This is a genomic window from Mesorhizobium loti (assembly GCA_014189435.1).
GTDB classification, from domain to species: domain Bacteria; phylum Pseudomonadota; class Alphaproteobacteria; order Rhizobiales; family Rhizobiaceae; genus Mesorhizobium; species Mesorhizobium loti_G.
In genome coordinates, this window is sequence record CP050293.1 from 3,698,797 (window position 1) to 3,716,132 (window position 17,336).

Annotated in this window: 16 protein-coding genes and 2 pseudogenes; 7 read left to right on the forward strand and 11 right to left on the reverse strand. The window is 63.8% G+C overall.

Features of this window, described 5'->3' with window-relative positions; genetic code table 11:
* The first annotated feature begins 110 nt into the window (after window positions 1–110).
* Both HB777_18225 and HB777_18230 read left to right on the forward strand, forming a co-directional pair.
* The gene (locus HB777_18225) at window positions 111–380 is read left to right on the forward strand and encodes a CopG family transcriptional regulator (protein QND65653.1); all 270 of its coding nucleotides are present in this window, start codon (window positions 111–113) and stop codon (window positions 378–380) included.
* A complete protein-coding gene (locus tag HB777_18230) occupies window positions 377–685 on the forward strand; it encodes a type II toxin-antitoxin system RelE/ParE family toxin (protein ID QND65654.1) in 309 nt (102 codons plus the stop codon). Before HB777_18225 ends, HB777_18230 begins: the two co-directional genes overlap by 4 nt.
* On the opposite strand, the gene HB777_18235 is transcribed toward HB777_18230, so the two are convergent.
* The 10 genes and pseudogenes from HB777_18235 to HB777_18280 form a co-directional block, all read right to left on the reverse strand.
* Complete coding sequence (locus tag HB777_18235) at window positions 682–1,146, reverse strand: cytochrome c-type biogenesis protein CcmH (GenBank protein QND65655.1); 465 nt, start codon at window positions 1,144–1,146, stop codon at window positions 682–684. The two genes, HB777_18230 and HB777_18235, sit on opposite strands and share 4 nt — an antisense overlap.
* Window positions 1,143–3,134 (reverse strand): heme lyase CcmF/NrfE family subunit, encoded by a 1,992-nt coding sequence (locus tag HB777_18240; protein ID QND65656.1) that lies wholly within the window; start codon window positions 3,132–3,134, stop codon window positions 1,143–1,145. Before HB777_18240 ends, HB777_18235 begins: the two co-directional genes overlap by 4 nt.
* A gap of 23 nt (window positions 3,135–3,157) precedes the next feature.
* Window positions 3,158–3,601, reverse strand: coding sequence for a cytochrome c maturation protein CcmE (gene ccmE / locus HB777_18245; protein ID QND65657.1), 444 nt, complete (start codon window positions 3,599–3,601; stop codon window positions 3,158–3,160).
* An 8-nt stretch (window positions 3,602–3,609) separates the two neighbouring features.
* A complete protein-coding gene (gene ccmI / locus HB777_18250; GenBank protein QND65658.1) occupies window positions 3,610–4,749 on the reverse strand; it encodes a c-type cytochrome biogenesis protein CcmI in 1,140 nt (379 codons plus the stop codon).
* A 127-nt stretch (window positions 4,750–4,876) separates the two neighbouring features.
* A pseudogene (locus tag HB777_18255) lies at window positions 4,877–5,315 on the reverse strand (hypothetical protein).
* 164 nt (window positions 5,316–5,479) lie between these two features.
* On the reverse strand, window positions 5,480–6,913 hold the full coding sequence (locus HB777_18260; protein QND65659.1) for a histidine kinase: 1,434 nt from the start codon (window positions 6,911–6,913) through the stop codon (window positions 5,480–5,482).
* Complete coding sequence (locus tag HB777_18265; GenBank protein QND65660.1) at window positions 6,897–7,562, reverse strand: response regulator transcription factor; 666 nt, start codon at window positions 7,560–7,562, stop codon at window positions 6,897–6,899. Before HB777_18265 ends, HB777_18260 begins: the two co-directional genes overlap by 17 nt.
* A gap of 107 nt (window positions 7,563–7,669) precedes the next feature.
* Window positions 7,670–7,969: a hypothetical protein gene (locus HB777_18270; protein ID QND65661.1), complete on the reverse strand. Its 300-nt coding sequence runs from the start codon at window positions 7,967–7,969 to the stop codon at window positions 7,670–7,672.
* Window positions 7,970–8,142: 173 nt separating this feature from the next.
* The gene (locus HB777_18275) at window positions 8,143–8,550 is read right to left on the reverse strand and encodes a DUF3168 domain-containing protein (GenBank protein QND65662.1); all 408 of its coding nucleotides are present in this window, start codon (window positions 8,548–8,550) and stop codon (window positions 8,143–8,145) included.
* Between the two features lie 198 nt (window positions 8,551–8,748).
* Window positions 8,749–9,944 (reverse strand): annotated as a pseudogene (locus HB777_18280) (amidase).
* A 297-nt stretch (window positions 9,945–10,241) separates the two neighbouring features.
* Between HB777_18280 and HB777_18285 the strand changes: the two are divergent.
* The 5 genes from HB777_18285 to HB777_18305 are packed head-to-tail and all read left to right on the forward strand — an operon-like array spanning window position 10,242 to window position 16,175.
* Window positions 10,242–10,943, forward strand: a complete 702-nt coding sequence (locus HB777_18285; protein ID QND65663.1) for a GntR family transcriptional regulator — start codon at window positions 10,242–10,244, stop codon at window positions 10,941–10,943.
* Window positions 10,944–10,992: 49 nt separating this feature from the next.
* Window positions 10,993–12,135, forward strand: a complete 1,143-nt coding sequence (locus HB777_18290) for a substrate-binding domain-containing protein (GenBank protein ID QND65664.1) — start codon at window positions 10,993–10,995, stop codon at window positions 12,133–12,135.
* 58 nt (window positions 12,136–12,193) lie between these two features.
* Window positions 12,194–13,726 (forward strand): sugar ABC transporter ATP-binding protein, encoded by a 1,533-nt coding sequence (locus HB777_18295; GenBank protein ID QND65665.1) that lies wholly within the window; start codon window positions 12,194–12,196, stop codon window positions 13,724–13,726.
* On the forward strand, window positions 13,723–14,712 hold the full coding sequence (locus tag HB777_18300; GenBank protein QND65666.1) for an ABC transporter permease: 990 nt from the start codon (window positions 13,723–13,725) through the stop codon (window positions 14,710–14,712). Before HB777_18295 ends, HB777_18300 begins: the two co-directional genes overlap by 4 nt.
* Window positions 14,713–14,753: 41 nt before the next feature.
* Complete coding sequence (locus tag HB777_18305; protein ID QND68810.1) at window positions 14,754–16,175, forward strand: aldehyde dehydrogenase family protein; 1,422 nt, start codon at window positions 14,754–14,756, stop codon at window positions 16,173–16,175.
* Between the two features lie 229 nt (window positions 16,176–16,404).
* On the opposite strand, the gene HB777_18310 is transcribed toward HB777_18305, so the two are convergent.
* Complete coding sequence (locus HB777_18310; GenBank protein QND68811.1) at window positions 16,405–17,127, reverse strand: SDR family oxidoreductase; 723 nt, start codon at window positions 17,125–17,127, stop codon at window positions 16,405–16,407.
* Window positions 17,128–17,336 lie beyond the last annotated feature (209 nt).

The window sequence follows — 17,336 nt, forward strand, 5'->3', positions numbered from 1 at the left end:
TTCCGACACATGAAACTTTGGTAATGTTTGGGGTCAGGGACGCACAAACCCCTTGGTTGCGATGGTCCGATGTACTATCTTGTACACAACTCAGCACAAGGCTTTCATAAATGACAGCAAGCACCACCATGACCATCCGGGTCTCTTCCGAAACCAAGCTGAAGCTGGAGCGGATCGCCACCGACACCCGGCGTAGCAAATCGTTCCTCGCCGCCGAGGCGGTCTCGGCCTACGTCGATCGCGAACTCGATATCATTGAAGGCATCAAACGCGGCATGGAAGACGCGGCGGCTGGCCGTGTCGTGCCTCACGACGATGCCATGGCGGAAATCGACGCGATCATCGAATCGGCGGAAGCCAGGCGCTTGGGCAAGGCGTGAAGCGGTTCGTCGCCTGGTCACGAGAAGCGCTGGACGATCTAAAGCAGCAAGTTGCCTTTATCGCTCAGGACAATCCTGCAGCCGCCCGACGCCTCGCGGATCGTATTCGTGAAATGGGCCGAGGCCTTGGTGATATGGCGACGGGCCGGCCAGGCCGAGTAACAGGCACCTATGAGAAGCTCATCGACCGCCTGCCCTACATCATTGCCTATGAGTTGCGCCCGATCGCTGGCCGTCAGAGCGTCGTTATCCTGCGCGTCATTCACACGTCGCGGGACTGGCCCTCGGAGGAATGGCCGAGCTAATTGCCTAGTATCTTGTCCAGCGCCGCCTGTTCCTCAGTGGTCAGCGCATTGGTTGCCGTCGAGCGGCGCGACCGCGCGGTCAGCACGATGAAAACGCCGCCCACCAGCAACAGCAGGACAGGTGTGCCCCACAGCAACGCATTGCGCAGGTCGAAACGCGGCTTCAGCAACACGAACTCGCCATAACGCGACACGACGTAATCCATCACCTGCTGGTCGGTATCGCCGGCGACGAGGCGCTGGCGCACAAGGATGCGCAGGTCACGGGCAAGGTCGGCGTCGGATTCGTCGATCGACTGGTTCTGGCAGACCATGCAGCGCAAGCCTTCCGACAGCGCCCGCGCCCTCGTCTCGAGCGTCGGATCGGCCAGCACCTCGTCAGGCTTCACCGCCAGGGCCGTGCCGGCAAAGAACAGCGCCAGCAGCAGGACAATCGAGGTCAGCGAAAGCCGTGCATTCATGGCAGGCCCGCGGACGTCACCGCGCTCGCCTGCTTGCGCCGCCGCGACGGCGCGCCGACGCGCAGCCGCCGGTCCATCAGCGACATCGCCGCGCCCGCCATCATCATCAGGCCGCCGCCCCAGATCAACGTCACCAGCGGCTTCCACCACAGACGCACGACGACGGAACCGTCCTTGCCCTCATCGCCGAGCGAGATGTAGAGCTGCGAGAAGCCGATCGTCCTGATGCCGGATTCCGTCGTCGTCATCTGCCGCACCGGATAAAACCGCTTGGCGGAGCTGATCTCGCCGACAGGACTGCCGCTGACGCCGATCAATTCGAAGCGGCCGCGGTCCTCGGCGTAGTTCGGTCCCTGGGCCGGATAGAGCCCGACGAAGCGCAGCGTATGGCCGGACAGTTCGACGGTCTCGCCGGCATGCATCGACAGTATCTTTTCGGTGCCGAAGCAAAGCGTCCCGACGATGCCGAGCGTGGTCAAGCCAAGGCCAAGGTGGGCGAAGGCGGTGCCGAAGACCGAGCGCGGCAGACCGAGCAAGCGCCTGACCATGATCGCCGCTGCGACATTGCCGACCCCTGATTTGACGGCGAGGTCGGTGAGCGCGCCGAGGATCAGCCAGACGGCAAGGCCGACGCCCAGGGCCGCGAACACCGAGGCGCCGTCGATGAACAAAACGGTGACCAGCGTCGCCAGCAGGGCTGCGGCGAAAGCCACCATCAGGCGCTGCGCGACAGCGAAGGCATCGCCGCGCTTCCAGGCCAGCAGCGGCCCGAACGGAACCACCAGCAGCAACGGCACCATCAGCGGTCCGAAGGTGAGGTTGAAGAACGGCGCGCCGACCGAGATCTTGTCGGCTGAAAAGGCTTCGACGGCCAGCGGATAGAGCGTGCCGACGAGCACGGTCGCGGTCGCCGTGGTCAGGAACAGATTGTTGAGGACGAGCGCGCCCTCGCGCGAAATCGGATGGAACAGGCCGCCGGCCGTCAGCCGGGAGGCGCGCAGTGCAAACAGCGCCAGCGAGCCGCCGATGAACAGCGTCAGGATGCACAGGATGAAGACGCCGCGCGTCGGATCGGTGGCGAAGGCATGCACGGAGGTCAAGACGCCCGAGCGCACCAGGAAAGTGCCGAGCAACGATAGCGAAAAGGTGAGGATGGCGAGCAGCAGCGTCCAGATCTTCAGCGCCGAGCGCTTTTCCATGACGATGGCCGAATGGAGCAGCGCGGTGCCCGCCAGCCACGGCATGAAGGAGGCGTTCTCGACCGGATCCCAGAACCAGAAGCCGCCCCAGCCGAGCTCGTAGTAAGCCCAGTACGATCCCATGGCGATGCCGCCGGTCAGGAACATCCAGGCGACCAGCGTCCACGGCCGCACCCAGCGCGCCCAGGACGCGTCGATGCGACCTTCGATGAGGGCCGCAACCGAGAAGGAAAAGCAGATCGAGAAGCCGACATAACCGAGATAGAGAAACGGCGGGTGGATGGCGAGGCCGAGATCCTGCAGGATCGGGTTGAGATCGCGGCCTTCGATGGGCGCCGGATTGAGCCGGACGAACGGATTGGACGTCGCCAGAATGAACAGGAAGAACGCGGCGCCGATCGCGCCCTGCACGGCAAGTACATTGGCGCGCAGCGTCGCCGGCAGGTTGGAGCCGAAAGCGGCGACTAGCGCGCCGAAGAAGGTCAGGATCAGCACCCAGAGCAGCATCGAGCCTTCGTGATTGCCCCAGGTTCCGGTGATCTTGTAGATCAGCGGCTGCAGCGAATGCGAGTTCTCCCAGACGCTCGCCACCGAGAAATCGGAGCTTGCATAGGCGCTCGCAAGTGCCGCGAAGGACAGCGCCGTCAAGGCAAAGCCGGTCACCGCGACCGGACCGCCGACGGCCATCAGACGCTGGTTGTTCAGGCATGCGCCAAACAGCGGCACGAGCGTCTGCACCAGCGAAAGCGCAAACGCCAGGACCAGGGCGAAATGTCCGGTTTCAACCATGGACTATTGCTCTCCTGCCGGAGCTATTCACTCTTGCTCTCCTGCCAGACGCCCTTGGCCTTGAGGCCATCGGCCACTTCCTTGGGCATGTAGCGCTCATCATGCTTGGCCAGCACGCTGTCGGCAACAAACACGCCGTCCGGGCCGAAGGTGCCTTCGGTGATGACGCCCTGCTCTTCGCGGAAAAGGTCGGGCAGGATGCCTGTATAGGTCACCTTGACCGATTTGTGTGTGTCGGTGACCGAAAAGCCGACCGTCGCCCCCTGCCCGCGCTGGATGGTGCCTTTTTCGACCAGCCCGCCCAGCCTGATGCGCTGGCCAGGCTGGACGCTTGCCGTGGTCAGGTCGGCCGGCATGTAGAAATAGGACGCCTTCTGGCCAAGCGCATAGAAGGTCAGCCCGGTGGCCGCGCCCAGGAAAGCCAGCCCGCCGGCGATGACCGACAATCGTTTCTGTTTGCGCGTCATGTCTGCCTCTACTCCGTCGCCGTCAGGCCAAGCGAGGCGGCAAAGGCGGTGAATTTTTTCGCCTCGTCACTGTCGGCTCCAAAGACGGCAATGGCGCGACCGAGCGCTCCACGCGCCTGATCGGCCTTGCCCAGCACGACATAGGAACGAACAAGCCGCATCCATCCTTCCGCGTCACGCGGATTTTGTCGCAGTTTGTCGTCGAGGCCAGCGACCATGGTGTTGATCATGGCTTCCCGATCCTGCGGCGACATCGAGGACGCGGCGTCGATATCGCCGGCATCGGGCCCGTTGGTGGCGCCGCCGGAAGCGACTTCGGGGCTGCCGGACTTGGCCAGCGCCTGCTCGACCGCGCCGCGCCATGGCGATTCCGGCGGCAGCTTGCCCAGCATCGCCTGCCAGGCCGCGGCCGCTTCCTTGGTTCGGCCCTCCTGCGCCAGCGCCATGGCCAGATAGAAACTGGCCTTCGCATTGGCCGGATCGAGCTTCAAGGCCGCCTCGAAGGCATCCTGGGCGTCGGCCGAGACAATGCCGCCTGCCGCGCCGGCGATCGCCTCGCCGAGACCGGCCTGGCGAACGGCGTTGTCGCCATCGAGGCGAATGGCGTTGCGATAGGCGGCGGCCGCGTCGGAAAAGCGCTGCATGCGCAGATAGACCGGTGCGAGCACATCCCAGCCCCTGCCGTCGGCAGGATTGGCGGCCAGATGGGCTTCGGCCCGTGCCACCAGTTCGTCGACCGAACTGTCGGCCGGATTCTTGGCCAACCGCTCGCTGAGCGGTTGCGACGGCAGGTCAGGCGAACCGAGCTTGACATAGAGGCCCCAGCTGACCACCGGGACAGCCAGCACGGCTACGGTTGCCACCAGCCTTGCCGCGACCGACGCTCGCCCAACAGATCCGCCGCCGGCCGTACCCGCATTGTCAAGGCGAAGGATGCGGCGAGCGATCTCGGCGCGAGCCTCGGCGGCTTCCGCCGGCTGGATCAAGCCACGCGAGGCGTCGCGGTCAAGCTCGGACAACTGGTCGCGATAGACTTCGAGATCGTGATCGCCGCTTGACGACGCGCCCTTCGAGCTGGCGGCCAGCGGCAGCAGCACTGCCAGGCTTGCGCCCAGCGTGAGAATTGCGGCTATGACCCAGAACAGCATGGTTCTTCCAATAAAGGCAGAGCCCTGCCCTGCCAACAGATGCATCCTGCGACGCTTTGACGGCAGGCGCGCCGCATGTCCTTGATCGACATCAACCGGCCGGATACCAACCCGATCTGGTCGATCGTCAGGTCAGCGGCGTCCAGCTGCCGTCGGCGTTGCGGCAAGCGGTTCCACGCGCCGTGACCCCGGCCCCGCCGGTGAACACCGTCTGCGTGTACTGGCGGCAGTCCTGCGAACCGACGCGATAGGGCTGTGCCGGAACCACCTCGCCATAGCGCGACGCCTGGGCGCCCTTCCACGTCACCTTCTGGCCGCTGGTCGTATATTCGAGCGCCTTGTATTCAGCCTCGAGCGCACTGCGCTTCTCGGTCTCGCTGAGGCCGGCGCCGATCGACCCACTGATGAGGCCGCCGCCCATCGCCGAAATGATCGTCGTGGTCACCTTGCCGCTGGAAGGAGGCGTCGAGGCCGGTGTCACTGCTACGGTGGGGGGCCTTGCCGCTCAAGGTGGTGCAGCCGGAAACGGCTAGCAATGCGGAAACAAGAGCGACGCGAATCTTCATGCCAACAACCGGTTTTCTTGAGTTGGAGCCTGCCATGGATGCGCCGGGGGCCGCGTCATCGGAGAAGTCAGCGTGGCCATAGTATTGATATTTGTCGGAAATTTGGCCGCTGCCGGCCACTACGGGACCAATCGACATGCCGCCAACAATATCCCCCGTAAGCATCACTGAAGGCTCCGCAATCGCACCACCGCCTTCAATCCGCCCATGCCGGACCGTTCGAGCGCCAGGACGCCTCCATACTCGTTGACGAGGTCGGCGACAATGGCCAGCCCCAGACCTGTTCCGGGCTTCGTCTCGTCCAGACGCCGTCCGCGCTTCAGCACCTCGCGCGCCTTGTCCTCGGGAATGCCCGGGCCGTCATCCTCGATGCTGATCTCGAACAGGCTGGCCGGATCGTCCTTGCCGGTCAAAGGCACGACCGAGACCAACACCGAACTCTTTGCCCATTTCATCGCGTTTTCGAGAAGATTGCCCAGCAATTCCTCAAGGTCCTCGCGCTCGCCGGCGAAGACGATCTCGGCCGCCGGCAGCGACAGCGACAGGTTTGTCCGCGGATTGAGCTTCTGCAGAACCCGCACCATGCGCTGCACCAGCGGCGTCACCGGCGTGCGGTACACGACGCTGTCGCGTTGTGCCGCGACACGGGCGCGCTGCAGATAGTGCTCGACCTGCTTCTGCATGGAGGCCGCCTGCTCAGCGATCAGCTGTCCCTTGGCGCCGCCAAGCGCCCGGCCTTCGTTAAGCAGCACCGCCAGCGGCGTCTTCAGCGAATGGGCGAGATTGCCGACCTGGGTTCGCGACCGCTCGACGATGCGCCTGTTGTTTTCGATCAACGCGTTGGTTTCGTTGGCCAACGGTTCGATCTCGGCCGGGAACTGGCCGTCGAGCCGCTGCGCGGTGCCCTCACGCACCATGGCCAGCGCGTTCCTGACCCGGCGCAGCGGCTGCAGGCCGAGCAGGATGGCGATCGCGTTGATGGCGATCATGCCGACGCCGAACAGGCTGAGATAGGTCAGCAGGCGGCGCTGGAAGGTGGCGATTTCCTGCTCGAGTTCGCTCTGATTGCCCATGACGCGGAAACGCGCGGCGCGGTTCTTGGCGTCGAGAACGAATTCGCTCTCGAACACTTCGAGTCGTTCGCCGTCGATGCCTTCGGCCGCGTAGCTGCGCTGGAAGCTGGCGTTGAACGGCACCTCGGCAACGCTCGGCGATGGGATCGTCGTGGTCATCGATGACGAGTGGAGATCGCCATGGACGCCTTCCGAGGCGGGCTCGACCGACCAGTACCAGCCCGAATTCGGCTCCGAGAAGCGGAGGTCGCCGAGGTCTGGCGCGCCGGTGAGCGCACCGCTGTCGGAGATACCGATGGAGCCGATCAGATTGAACAGATGCGCCGAAAGCAGGCTGTCAAAGCCGCGCTCGCTGGCCTGGCGGTAGAGGGTGGTGATCAGGGTGAAGATGACAACGAGCGTCACGATCGCCCAGACCGTGGAAAAGGCGATGACGCGGAACGTCAGCGAACGCGGCCACAAACGCAGCGAAAGCGGCGTCCTTGCGGTTGGTTTGAGCGGTTCCGAGTTACGCCTCCGGCTCACGCATGCGGTAGCCCATGCCGCGCACGGTTTCGATCATGTCGATGCCCATCTTCTTGCGCAGCCGTCCGACAAAGACCTCGATGGTGTTGGAATCACGGTCGAAATCCTGGTCATAAAGATGCTCGACCAGTTCGGTCCGCGAGACGACCTCGCCCATATGGTGCATCAGATAGGCAAGCAGGCGGAATTCGTGCGACGTCAGTTTCAGCGGCACGCCGTCGACATCGGCCTTCGACGCCTTGGTGTCGAGGCGCAGCGGCCCGCAGGTCAATTCGGACGACGCATGGCCGGCAGCGCGCCGGATCAAGGCCCGTAGCCTCGCCAGCACCTCCTCGATGTGGAACGGCTTGGTGACATAATCATCGGCGCCGGCGTCGATGCCGGAAACCTTGTCGCTCCAGCGGTCGCGCGCCGTCAGGATCAGCACCGGCATCTTGCGGCCGCCGCGCCGCCAGCGCTCGACCACGCTGATGCCGTCCATCTGCGGCAGGCCAATGTCGAGCACGACGGCGTCGTAGGGCTCGGTGTCGCCGAGGAAATGGCCTTCCTCGCCGTCGAAGGCGCGGTCGACGACATAGCCGGCATCGACCAGCGCATCCGATATCTGCCGATTGAGATCCTTGTCATCTTCGACGACGAGTACGCGCATGCGGAGTTCGATACCTGTTGAAGAGCTTGGTCAGATTGAAGACTGGGTCAGATATAGGCCGATTCCGGCGGCCTGGGAAACGGAGGTCTGTAAGACGGAAGATTGGGTCAGTTCAGCGGAACGACGATTTCAGAACGGCGCGGACGTTGTCCGTCCTTGCCCGGGACGAGCACGACGATGACGCAGACCGGCTGGCCGCCGCGCGTCGATTGCGAGGCCTTGGCCAGCGTTCCGCCATTCTGTTCGGCCACCTGCTGACCGATCGCGTAGCAATCGGACGCCGCCAAAACGATCGGGCTGGCCTGGTCGGGCGCGATGACCGGCACTGCCATCGCCTGCGACGCAAACAGCCCGGCAGCACAGAGCGCCAGTGTCGCGGTTCGGAAGTGGGAGCGAAGCGTTTTCATGGTCGGCTTTGTAACGCATCGGTGCTGAACGTGAAATGAACGGTGAACGCCGTTGAAAACATCCTCGCCACACCCCTGCAATGCAAGACAACCGATCGGGGATTTCGCCGCCCAACCAGGCAAAATCCAGGAAACGACAGTCTAGCCCCCGTTTCGACCATATTGAAAGCGCATCAGGCATTTTCCTGCGTTATCGCGCGAAAGCGCAGCAGCCCATGATGGACGAGCAGATCCTCGTCATGGCGGGCCTCGGCGAACTCCAGCACGAGGCGTGTCTGTCCGCGCGAACCGATGACCAGCACCGCGTCGGCGAGGCGCGCCTTTATGCTGTCCATAATCGCATGCGTCTCGGCGTCGCCATGGGCCTTCGACCAGACATGCAGCGTGACCAGCTGATCGGCGTCGTTCTGGACGCCAGTGTCCCAGTCGAACGCACTGGTCTGGCCGCAGGTCACGTTGGGAAAGGCGGCATTGTCGGCTGGCTGCTCGAGCAATCCGGCGCCACCGAGCAGCGCCGACAGCGATGCGTCGCTTCTCAATCTCTGGAACAATGCCTGCTGCAAATCGCCGGACGCGGTCATTGGTCGTTTCCCCTCGTCTGTCAGGCCTTGAGCAGGCCTTTTGCGCTACCGGCAATTCGCGCGCAACGTAGCCGCACCGTCAATCCTGCACCAGATCACACGGGTCGTCTCATCTGGATCATGAACGCCAGTGATTTCGAAAATACCACCCTGCTATGAACAGATTGCCAAGCCCGCCACCCTTGCAGACCGATCTGATCACCCCCGATCCGGATATTGCTGGAGCGCTCGCCGGCAAAGAGCCAGCAGGGCCATGTCGGAATTCCTCGGACCAAGGAGCGAAATTCCGAACGGCAGTCCCTCCACCTCCGCGATCGGCATCGAAATCTGCGGCAGACCACTCAGTCCAGCCGAACAAAGCATCGAAATCGACCGGCTGCGATAGGCCTCCAGAGCCTCTCCCGCCATACCCAGCGGCAAAGCGACCGAAGGGGCGGTCGGGAAAACCAGTGCGGTTCCTGAGCCAACCAGTGACGACAAGTGTTCCCGTACGACCGCTTTCTCGGCAAGAGCGGTTTCGTAGTCGGAGATCGGCACCCCCTCGGCCCAGTCGAAGCGCTGCCGCACCCCTCGCCGAGGACCGGGCGATGCTCGGTGATCCAGGCGCCGTGGTCGGCCCAGGCTTCGTAGGCCTGGACAGCGCGAAAGATCGGCCGCCAGGCATCGAATCCATCCGGTGCGACCCGGACCTCACCGGCAATGTCGATGATCCGGAACAGCCGCTCGAGCACGTCTTCGAAGACGCGGCGCTCCGCGTAGCCCAGCACGTAACTGGCGATGTCCGTTGCCACGACGAGGCGGGTGATAGGCGGCGGAATGGTGTCCTCCGGCAGCAGCAGCCGGGCCACGGCCTCGTAGACATCGACGTCGCGCGCGAACCAGCCGACAGTATCGAAGCTGCGCGCCAGCGGCTGCAGCCCAACCGTGTCGATGCGGCCATGCGTCGGCCGCAGGCCGATCAGCCCGCAATAGGAGGCTGGCAGCCTGATCGACCCTCCGGTATCGGTGCCAAGCGCTATATCGGCGAGGCCGGCCGCCACCGCGGCGACCGAACCCGACGACGACCCGCCCGGAATGCGGCCCGGTGCGCGCGGGTTCACCGGCGTGCCGTAATGCGGGTTCTCGCCATTCATCGAATAGGCGAACTCGTCGGTGTGGGTCTTGCCGATAAATCGGGCGCCGGCATCCAGCAATGTCTGGACCACTGGCGCCGTGTCGGGCTTGCCGCCGCTCCAGTCGCGCCGCAGCGGATGGCCGCCGCCGGTGGGATAACCCGCGACGTCGTAGAGATCCTTCACCGCCAGGGTCAGGCCGGCGAGCGGTCCACTTTCCGCCGAAACAATCGGGATTGGCGGGTAATCCACGAAGGCCCCGACAGGATCATTCCGCAACAGCATCGATACATCCTACTAAAATTTTTGCTTCAGGCCCGCGGACGACAGCACATCAACGAAACCCCAGAATTATGGGATTCTTGGTCAACCGCCACCGCCGATATCCATATTTGGAAACCGATAGGCTCGCAAACTGAAATTTTAGTGTTCGTATGTAAAAAAATAATATTCAATGAAAACAGCATATTAAATATAGATCCGCGCATCAACCTCTGAAAATTGGCAAAAATCGGCTTGATCGCATCGGGAGTTGGTGCTTAGCCTAGGGTCGTCGATCCCACGGCAAAGGGCACGGAAATGGCTGCAAACGAAGATGACGAAGACGTTGTGATCGATGCTTCGGCACGCCGGAGCCGAGCCGAGTTCGTGTTCGAAGCGCTGCTGAAGACGATCGTGCGGGTCGACCGCCGGCCGGGCGATCTGTTGCTCAAGGACGACATCGCCAGGGAGCTCGGCGTGTCGCGACAGCCGGTGACCGATGCGATCAACCGCCTGGCTGGGCTGGGGCTCGTCACGGTGATCCCGCAGGTCAATTCCTACGTTTCGCGCATCTCGCCGGCCGACGTGATCGAAAGTTCGTTCCTGCGCAGCGCCGTCGAGGCGCAGGTCGTGCATGAACTCGCATCCCATCCGAAAACCGCGGTGGTGGCAGCGCTGCGCAACCAATTGCTGGAACAGGTCCAGCTTGTGGCCGCCGGCGACGTCGACGGTTTCCACGACGCGGATGACGCCTTCCACCGCATGCTGGCGGAACTCGCCGGCTTGCCGGGCCTCTGGGACCAGATCGCGGCGGCACGGCTGCACCTGGTGCGCGTGCGCCGGCTCGGCCTGCCCCGCCCCGGTCGTCTCGCCATCTCCTACGCCGAGCACTCCATGGTGGTCGACGAAATCGAGGCCGGACGGCCTCGCAAGGCGGCAAACACCATCGCCCATCACATTCGCTACAACGAAGGCGAACTGCGACGGCTTCAGAAGGACCTGCCGCAATATTTTCTTTGAAAAACTGCAGCGGAATCAACCGCTCAGGGGAACTATACGGAGAACACTCGTGACCAGACCGTCTCGCCTTCGTCCACTCGCACTCGCTTTGTTGCTGTCGGCCGCGCCCATGGCGGTCGTCGCTGCCGACATGCCACCGGAAGCCGCCGAACTGATGGTGCCGCTGCCCTTGTCGCCGACCGGCCAGCCGGTGGTCGGCTTCCCCGATGGCGCACCGGCCAGCCCCGCTGCCTCATTGACCTTCACGGCAGACGAGCTGGCGAAGCTCAAGGCCGGCAGTTTCACCGCCGGCATCGCCATGCAAGCCATGGACTCGCCCTGGAACACTTTGCAGGTCGAGGCGCTGAAGAAGACGCTCGACGAGTACGGCATCAAGGTCGTGGCGGTCACCGACGCCAAGCAGGCGCCGACCGCCCAGGCCGACCAACTCGAAGGCATGATCGCCCAGAAGGTCAATCTGATCTTCTCGGTGCCGATCGACCCCAAGGGCCAGGCCGATACCTACAAGCGGGTCTCCGAAAGCGGCGTGAAGATCGTGTTCATGGACAATGTCGCCTACGGCATGGCGCCGGGCAAGGACTACGTCACCGTGGTCGCATCCGACAACGAACAGAACGCCGTGTTTGCCACCGACGAGATGATCAAGGCGATCGGCGGCAAGGGCGAAGTCGGCCTGATGACCTACATCCAGGAGTCCTACTATTCGATCGCGGCACGCGTTGCCGGCTTCGAGAAGTCGGTCGCCGCCCATCCCGGCGTCACCGTGGCGGCGCGCGAGAAATTCACCCAGCCGCGCGAGGCCTATGACAAGGCGGTCGCCATGCTGACGGCGCATCCCGACATCAAGGGCATCTTCGCGGTGTGGGGCGACCCGGCCATGCAGACGCTGGCCGGCGCCGAGTCGCTCGGCCGCAACGATCTCGTCGTCACCACCAACGATCTCGGCCCCGACAGCGCGCTCTACATCGCCCGTGACCAGATCATCGCCATCGGTGCGCAACTGCCTTACGATCTCGGCATAGCCGAAGCCCAGGCAGGTGCTGCTGCCCTGCTCGGCAAGCCGGTGCCGCCTTACATCTCGCTGCCCTCGCTGCGGGTGAAGAAGGCCAATCTTCTGTCGGCCCTCAAGCAGGTGACCAAACAGGACGTACCGGAAGATGTCGTCAAGGCCTGCGCCGGCGCCTGCTACTGATCTCGATCCCGGGCGGCGGGCCGACCCGCCGCCCATATCGCCTCTTTTGGGAATCGTCATGTCCGCTGCCGACAGTCCCCTGCCCACGCTGGTTTCCATGCGTGGCATCGTCAAGCGGTTCGGCGCCAACACCGTGCTGCGCAACGTCGATTTTGAGGTCCGGGCCGGCGAAGTCCACGCGTTGCTCGGCGAGAACGGCGCCGGCAAGTCCACATTGATGAAAGTGCTGCTTGGCATTCACGCGCCCGATGAAGGCACGATCCTGGTGCGCGGCGAACCGTTGGCCTCCATTTCGACGCGCGCGCGCCTCGAAGCCGGCGTGGCGATGATCTTCCAGGAATTGAGCCTGGTGCCGGCGATGAGCGTCGCCGACAATCTATTTCTTGGCCGCGAGCCGCTGCTGTTTGGCGGCCGCATCGACCGCCGCCGCATCCGGCGCGAGGCAGTGGAACTGATCGCCGGGCAAGGCTTTGCGCTCGATCCGGACGCGCTTGTCGAAGACCTGCCGTTCGCGGCGCGCCAGCAGGTCGAAATCCTCAAGGCGCTGTCGCGCGGCGCTTCGGTGATCGTCATGGATGAACCGACCTCGTCGCTTACCGTGCGCGAGGAAGAGGTGCTGCATGCCACCATCGCCCAGTTGCGCGCCACAGGCATCGGCGTCGTCTATATCAGCCACCGCATGTCGGAGATTTTTCGCGTCGCCGATCGGTTGAGCATCATCAAGGACGGCCATATCCAGGGACCGTTTGCCACCGAGCAGATCACCATACCCGAGGTGTCGCGGCTGATGGCGCGGTCGGCCTCCGTCGTGGTGATGAAGCCGAAGGCACGACGCGAACCGGGCGAAATCGTTCTCGAGGTCGTTGACCTCGGTACATCGCGAAAACTGCGCGATGTCGGCCTTGCCGTGCGCGCCGGCGAGATTGTCGGCATCGCCGGCCTTGTCGGCAGCGGCCGCTCGACGCTCGCCAAGGCGCTGTTCGGGCTGATCCCGGATGCGCGCGGCGACATACGGCTCAACGGCCGCGAGATCGGCGCGTTGGCGACGCCGCCGCGCATCCGCGCCGGCATGGCGCTGGTGCCGGAGGACCGAAGGGCCGAAGGGCTGGTCGCTCAACACAGCCTGGCCGCCAATGTGGCTCTGCCCAATCTGGCCGAACTGACGTCGCGCTGGCCGGGCGTCCTGTCGTGGCGGCGCGAGACCGAGATGTTCCTCAGCTTTCGCGATGCGCTGCACATCGCCTGCCGCGAGCCCGGTCAACCTGCTTCGGAGCTATCGGGCGGCAACCAGCAAAAGGTGGTGTTCGCAAAGTGGTTTGGCAGCAATCCAAAACTGCTGATCCTCGACGAGCCGACGGCAGGCGTCGACGTCAATGCCAAAGCGGAAATGCGGGCGCTGGTGCTGCGGGCCGCCGAAAAGGGCATGGCGGTGCTGCTGATCACCTCTGAACTCGATGAACTGGCCGGCCTCGCCGACCGGCTGATCTACATGGTCGATGGCCGGCTGGTGCCTGGCGAGACCACACCGCGCGGCGAGGAAGAAATCCGCACCGTGCTGCAACAGCTCGCCATCACACACGAGGCCGCATGACCAACTCAACCATAACCCCTGGCCTCACCCCGGCGATGGCAGCCGCCAGACGCGCATTCGGCTGGCAGAAGGCGAAACGCCTGGCTCGCGATCACATCACCTTCATCGTCTTCGGGCTGATCACGCTGTTTTTCATCCTGCACGCACCCAACTTCGCCTCGCTGGCGACAGCGAACGCCATCGGCCGCATCACCGCAGTGGTGTCGATCATGGCGGTCGGCATGACGATGGTGATCATGTGCCGCGAGATCGACCTGTCGGTCGGCGCGCTGGCCAGCCTTTCGGCCATGGTCGGCGCCATGCTGATGCAGACCGGCATCACGCCGTGGCTGTCGATCCCGGTGATGACGGCCTTCGGGGCGCTGGTCGGGCTGGTCAACGGCCTGATCGTCACCCGGTTGCGCATCCCCTCCTTCCTGGTGACGCTGGGCATGCTCAGCATCCTGTCCGGCACGGCACTTACCCTCACCGATTCGCTGCCGGTGCCGATCGGCGACCGCACGCTTGGCAAGATCATGGCCAACGGCACGCTGATCGGCCTGCCGGCTGCGGTGTGGTGGACGGTGGTGTTCGCGCTGGCCGGCATCTATGTGTTGCATCTGTCGGTGATCGGCCGGCAGATGGCGGCGACCGGCGGCAACGAAGCAGCGGCACGGTTTTCCGGCATCGACGTCGACCGCGCCAAGGTGGTGGCCTTTGCCATCTGTGGCGCCTGCGCCTCGTTCGCCGGCTACATGCTGGCGGCACGCGCTTCGGCCGGCAACCCTAGTGTCGGCGTCGGACTAGAGCTCAACGTCATTGCCGCGGTGATCATCGGCGGCACCAGCCTGTTTGGCGGCCGCGGCTCGGTGGTCGGTTCGGTGATCGGCGCCATCTTCATCGGCATCCTTGCCTTCGGCCTGGTGGTGATCGGCCTTTCGACGACCATCCAGGAGATCGTCAAGGGCGTCATCATCATCCTTGCCGTCTCGTTGAACCGGAGATAACAGCCATGACCCCGCAAACCGGGCTGCCTATCGACGGCAAGATGTATATTGGCGGCCGCTGGACGTCTGGCCGGTCGACGCGCGCTATTGCCGTCTACAGCCCGGCGACGGAGGAACTGGTCGGCACCGTCCCGGAAGGCATCGCCGGCGATGCCGAAGACGCGCTGAGAGCGGCACGCTCTGCCCAGCCAGCCTGGGCGGCATTGCCGCCGATCGAACGTGCCCGAATGCTGCGCCGGCTCTGCGCCTTGCTGGAGCGCGATCGCGAAATCATTGCCCGGCTGATCACCCTGGAGCAGGGCAAGCCGATCGCCCAGGCGCGTGGCGAAGTCGGCGGCGCCATCGGCTTCATCGAATTTGCCGCCGACAATGCCAGGCGCATCGAAGGCGACATCATCCCGTCCGATGCGGCGGGCGAGGAGATCTGGATCCGGCGCGTGCCCTACGGCGTTGTGGTGGGCCTGACTGCCTGGAACTATCCGGTGGCGCTGGCCGGCAGGAAGCTCGGCCCGGCGCTGGCGACCGGCAACACCATCGTGCTCAAGTCGCACGAACTAACGCCGCTTTCCCTGCTTGAGATCGGCCGACTCTGCGAGGAGGCCGGCATTCCCGCCGGCGTCGTCAACATCGTCAGCGGCAGCGGCCGCGAGATTGGCGAAGCGCTGGTGCGCAGCCCCGTCTGCGACCTCGTCACCATGACCGGCAGCGTGCGCGCCGGGCGCGAGATCTATGCCGCCGCCGCCGAAAGCCTCAAGGTCATTCGCCTGGAACTCGGCGGCAAGGCGCCGTTCATCGTCATGGACGATGCCGATATCGATGCCGCGGTGGAGGCCGCGATCATCGCGCGCTTCACCAATTGCGGCCAGATCTGCACCTGCAACGAGCGCATGTATCTGCACGAGACCATCGCCGACCGGTTCCTCGACAGTTTCGTCGCGCGGGCCGCTGCACTGCGGATCGGCAACCCGCTGGACGCGGTCGATCTTGGCCCCAAGATCAGCCGCCCCGAACTCGAAAAGGTCGAAGCCATGGTGGCCGAGGCCGTGCGGGGTGGCGCGAAGCTGCTGACCGGCGGCCATCGACCGGAGGGAGATGGCTTCGCCAAGGGGCATTGGTTCGAGCCCACCGTGCTGATGGCACCCTCGAATGCGGCGCCAATCATGCAGCAGGAGATTTTTGGACCGGTCGTACCAGTCATGCGCGTCGCCGATTTCGACGAAGCGCTGCGGCTGGCCAACGAGTCCGAATTCGGCCTCTCCGCCTATCTGTTCACCGGTAGCCTCAGCCGTGTCATGCGCTTTAACAGCGAAAGCGCCTTTGGCGAGCTCTACATCAACCGCACCTGCGGCGAGATGGTCCAGGGCTTTCATTCCGGCTGGAAGAGTTCGGGGCTGGGCGGCGAGGACGGCAAATACGGCTTCGATGCCTATCTGCGCAAGAAAACCGCCTACGTCGCGGCTTGAGCGGCCGTTGAATATCCGCGTTGTGCTGGCCTTGCCAGTCAGCGGCTATGATGCGGGCAAGCGGAGCGTGAACGTGGGCAGCCAGCTCGCTATCTTGTGGCTTCCGTAACGAGCATTTCGCACGGCCCCGGCCATCCTGAAATGGATCCGGAAACACAGGCGAAGCAGGATTCGCAACGGTAGCCGTCCGGCTCAGCCGGCCCTCAAGAAACTATCGCAATCTCTGCTACTAGTATCGGGCTCGGCCGCCCGACATATCGAAAACAGCGCCGGTGTTGAACGCACTGGCATCTGAGCAAAGCCACACCACGAGCGCCGCTACCTCGTTCGGATCGCCGAGCCGCTTCAGCGGACTTGCCGATATCATCGAGTCGACGGTCTCATTGCCGAGATCCCGGATAAGGCGAGTATCGATCGGACCCGGAGCGATGCAGTTGACGCGAATATCGGTATCGCTGACCTCACGCGACAGCGCTTTGGTAAAAGCGATGACACCGGCGCTGGCGGCGGAATAGGCCGCAAGGCTCGGCAGTCCCTCTTTCCCGGCAAGAGATCCCATGTTGACAATACGACCCTTGCCGGCTCGTCGCATAAGTGGGAGCACCCGATGAGTTACTTCGAACGTACCAAGGAGGTTGACCTGCAAGATTCGCTGCCATTCTGCCGGTTCGAATTCCTCGAACGGCTTATAGCTACCCAGCCACCCCGCGTTGTTCACGAGAATGTCGATCCCGCCGTCGCCCATGATGGTTAGCGCTTGCATGACGCTATCACGTTTCGTCACGTCCACTGAAAGAGAGCGTGTGCCTTCAAGCTCGACAGGCTCAATATCCCAGATCCAAACGTCCGCTCCGCTCAACGCGAGCTTACCAGCTATCGCGCGACCGATACCACGGGCGCCACCTGTGACGATGGCTGTTCGGCCCACAAAGTCATACGTCACCGACATCATCACCTCCATGAAACGCCAGTGCTTTGTATATTTAGCGCCGTATCATGAATGAAGTCGAGGAGAACAGATGGAGCCTAGCGTCAGAAGACGGCACTCCGCGTCGCGCGATCGTCAGGCGGTCAAGAAAAGCTAATGAGCCAAATTCACCGTTACCGACTTCGTCTGGATGAAGCTGTCCCATCATTTACTCCAGGGAAACTCCCAGCCTT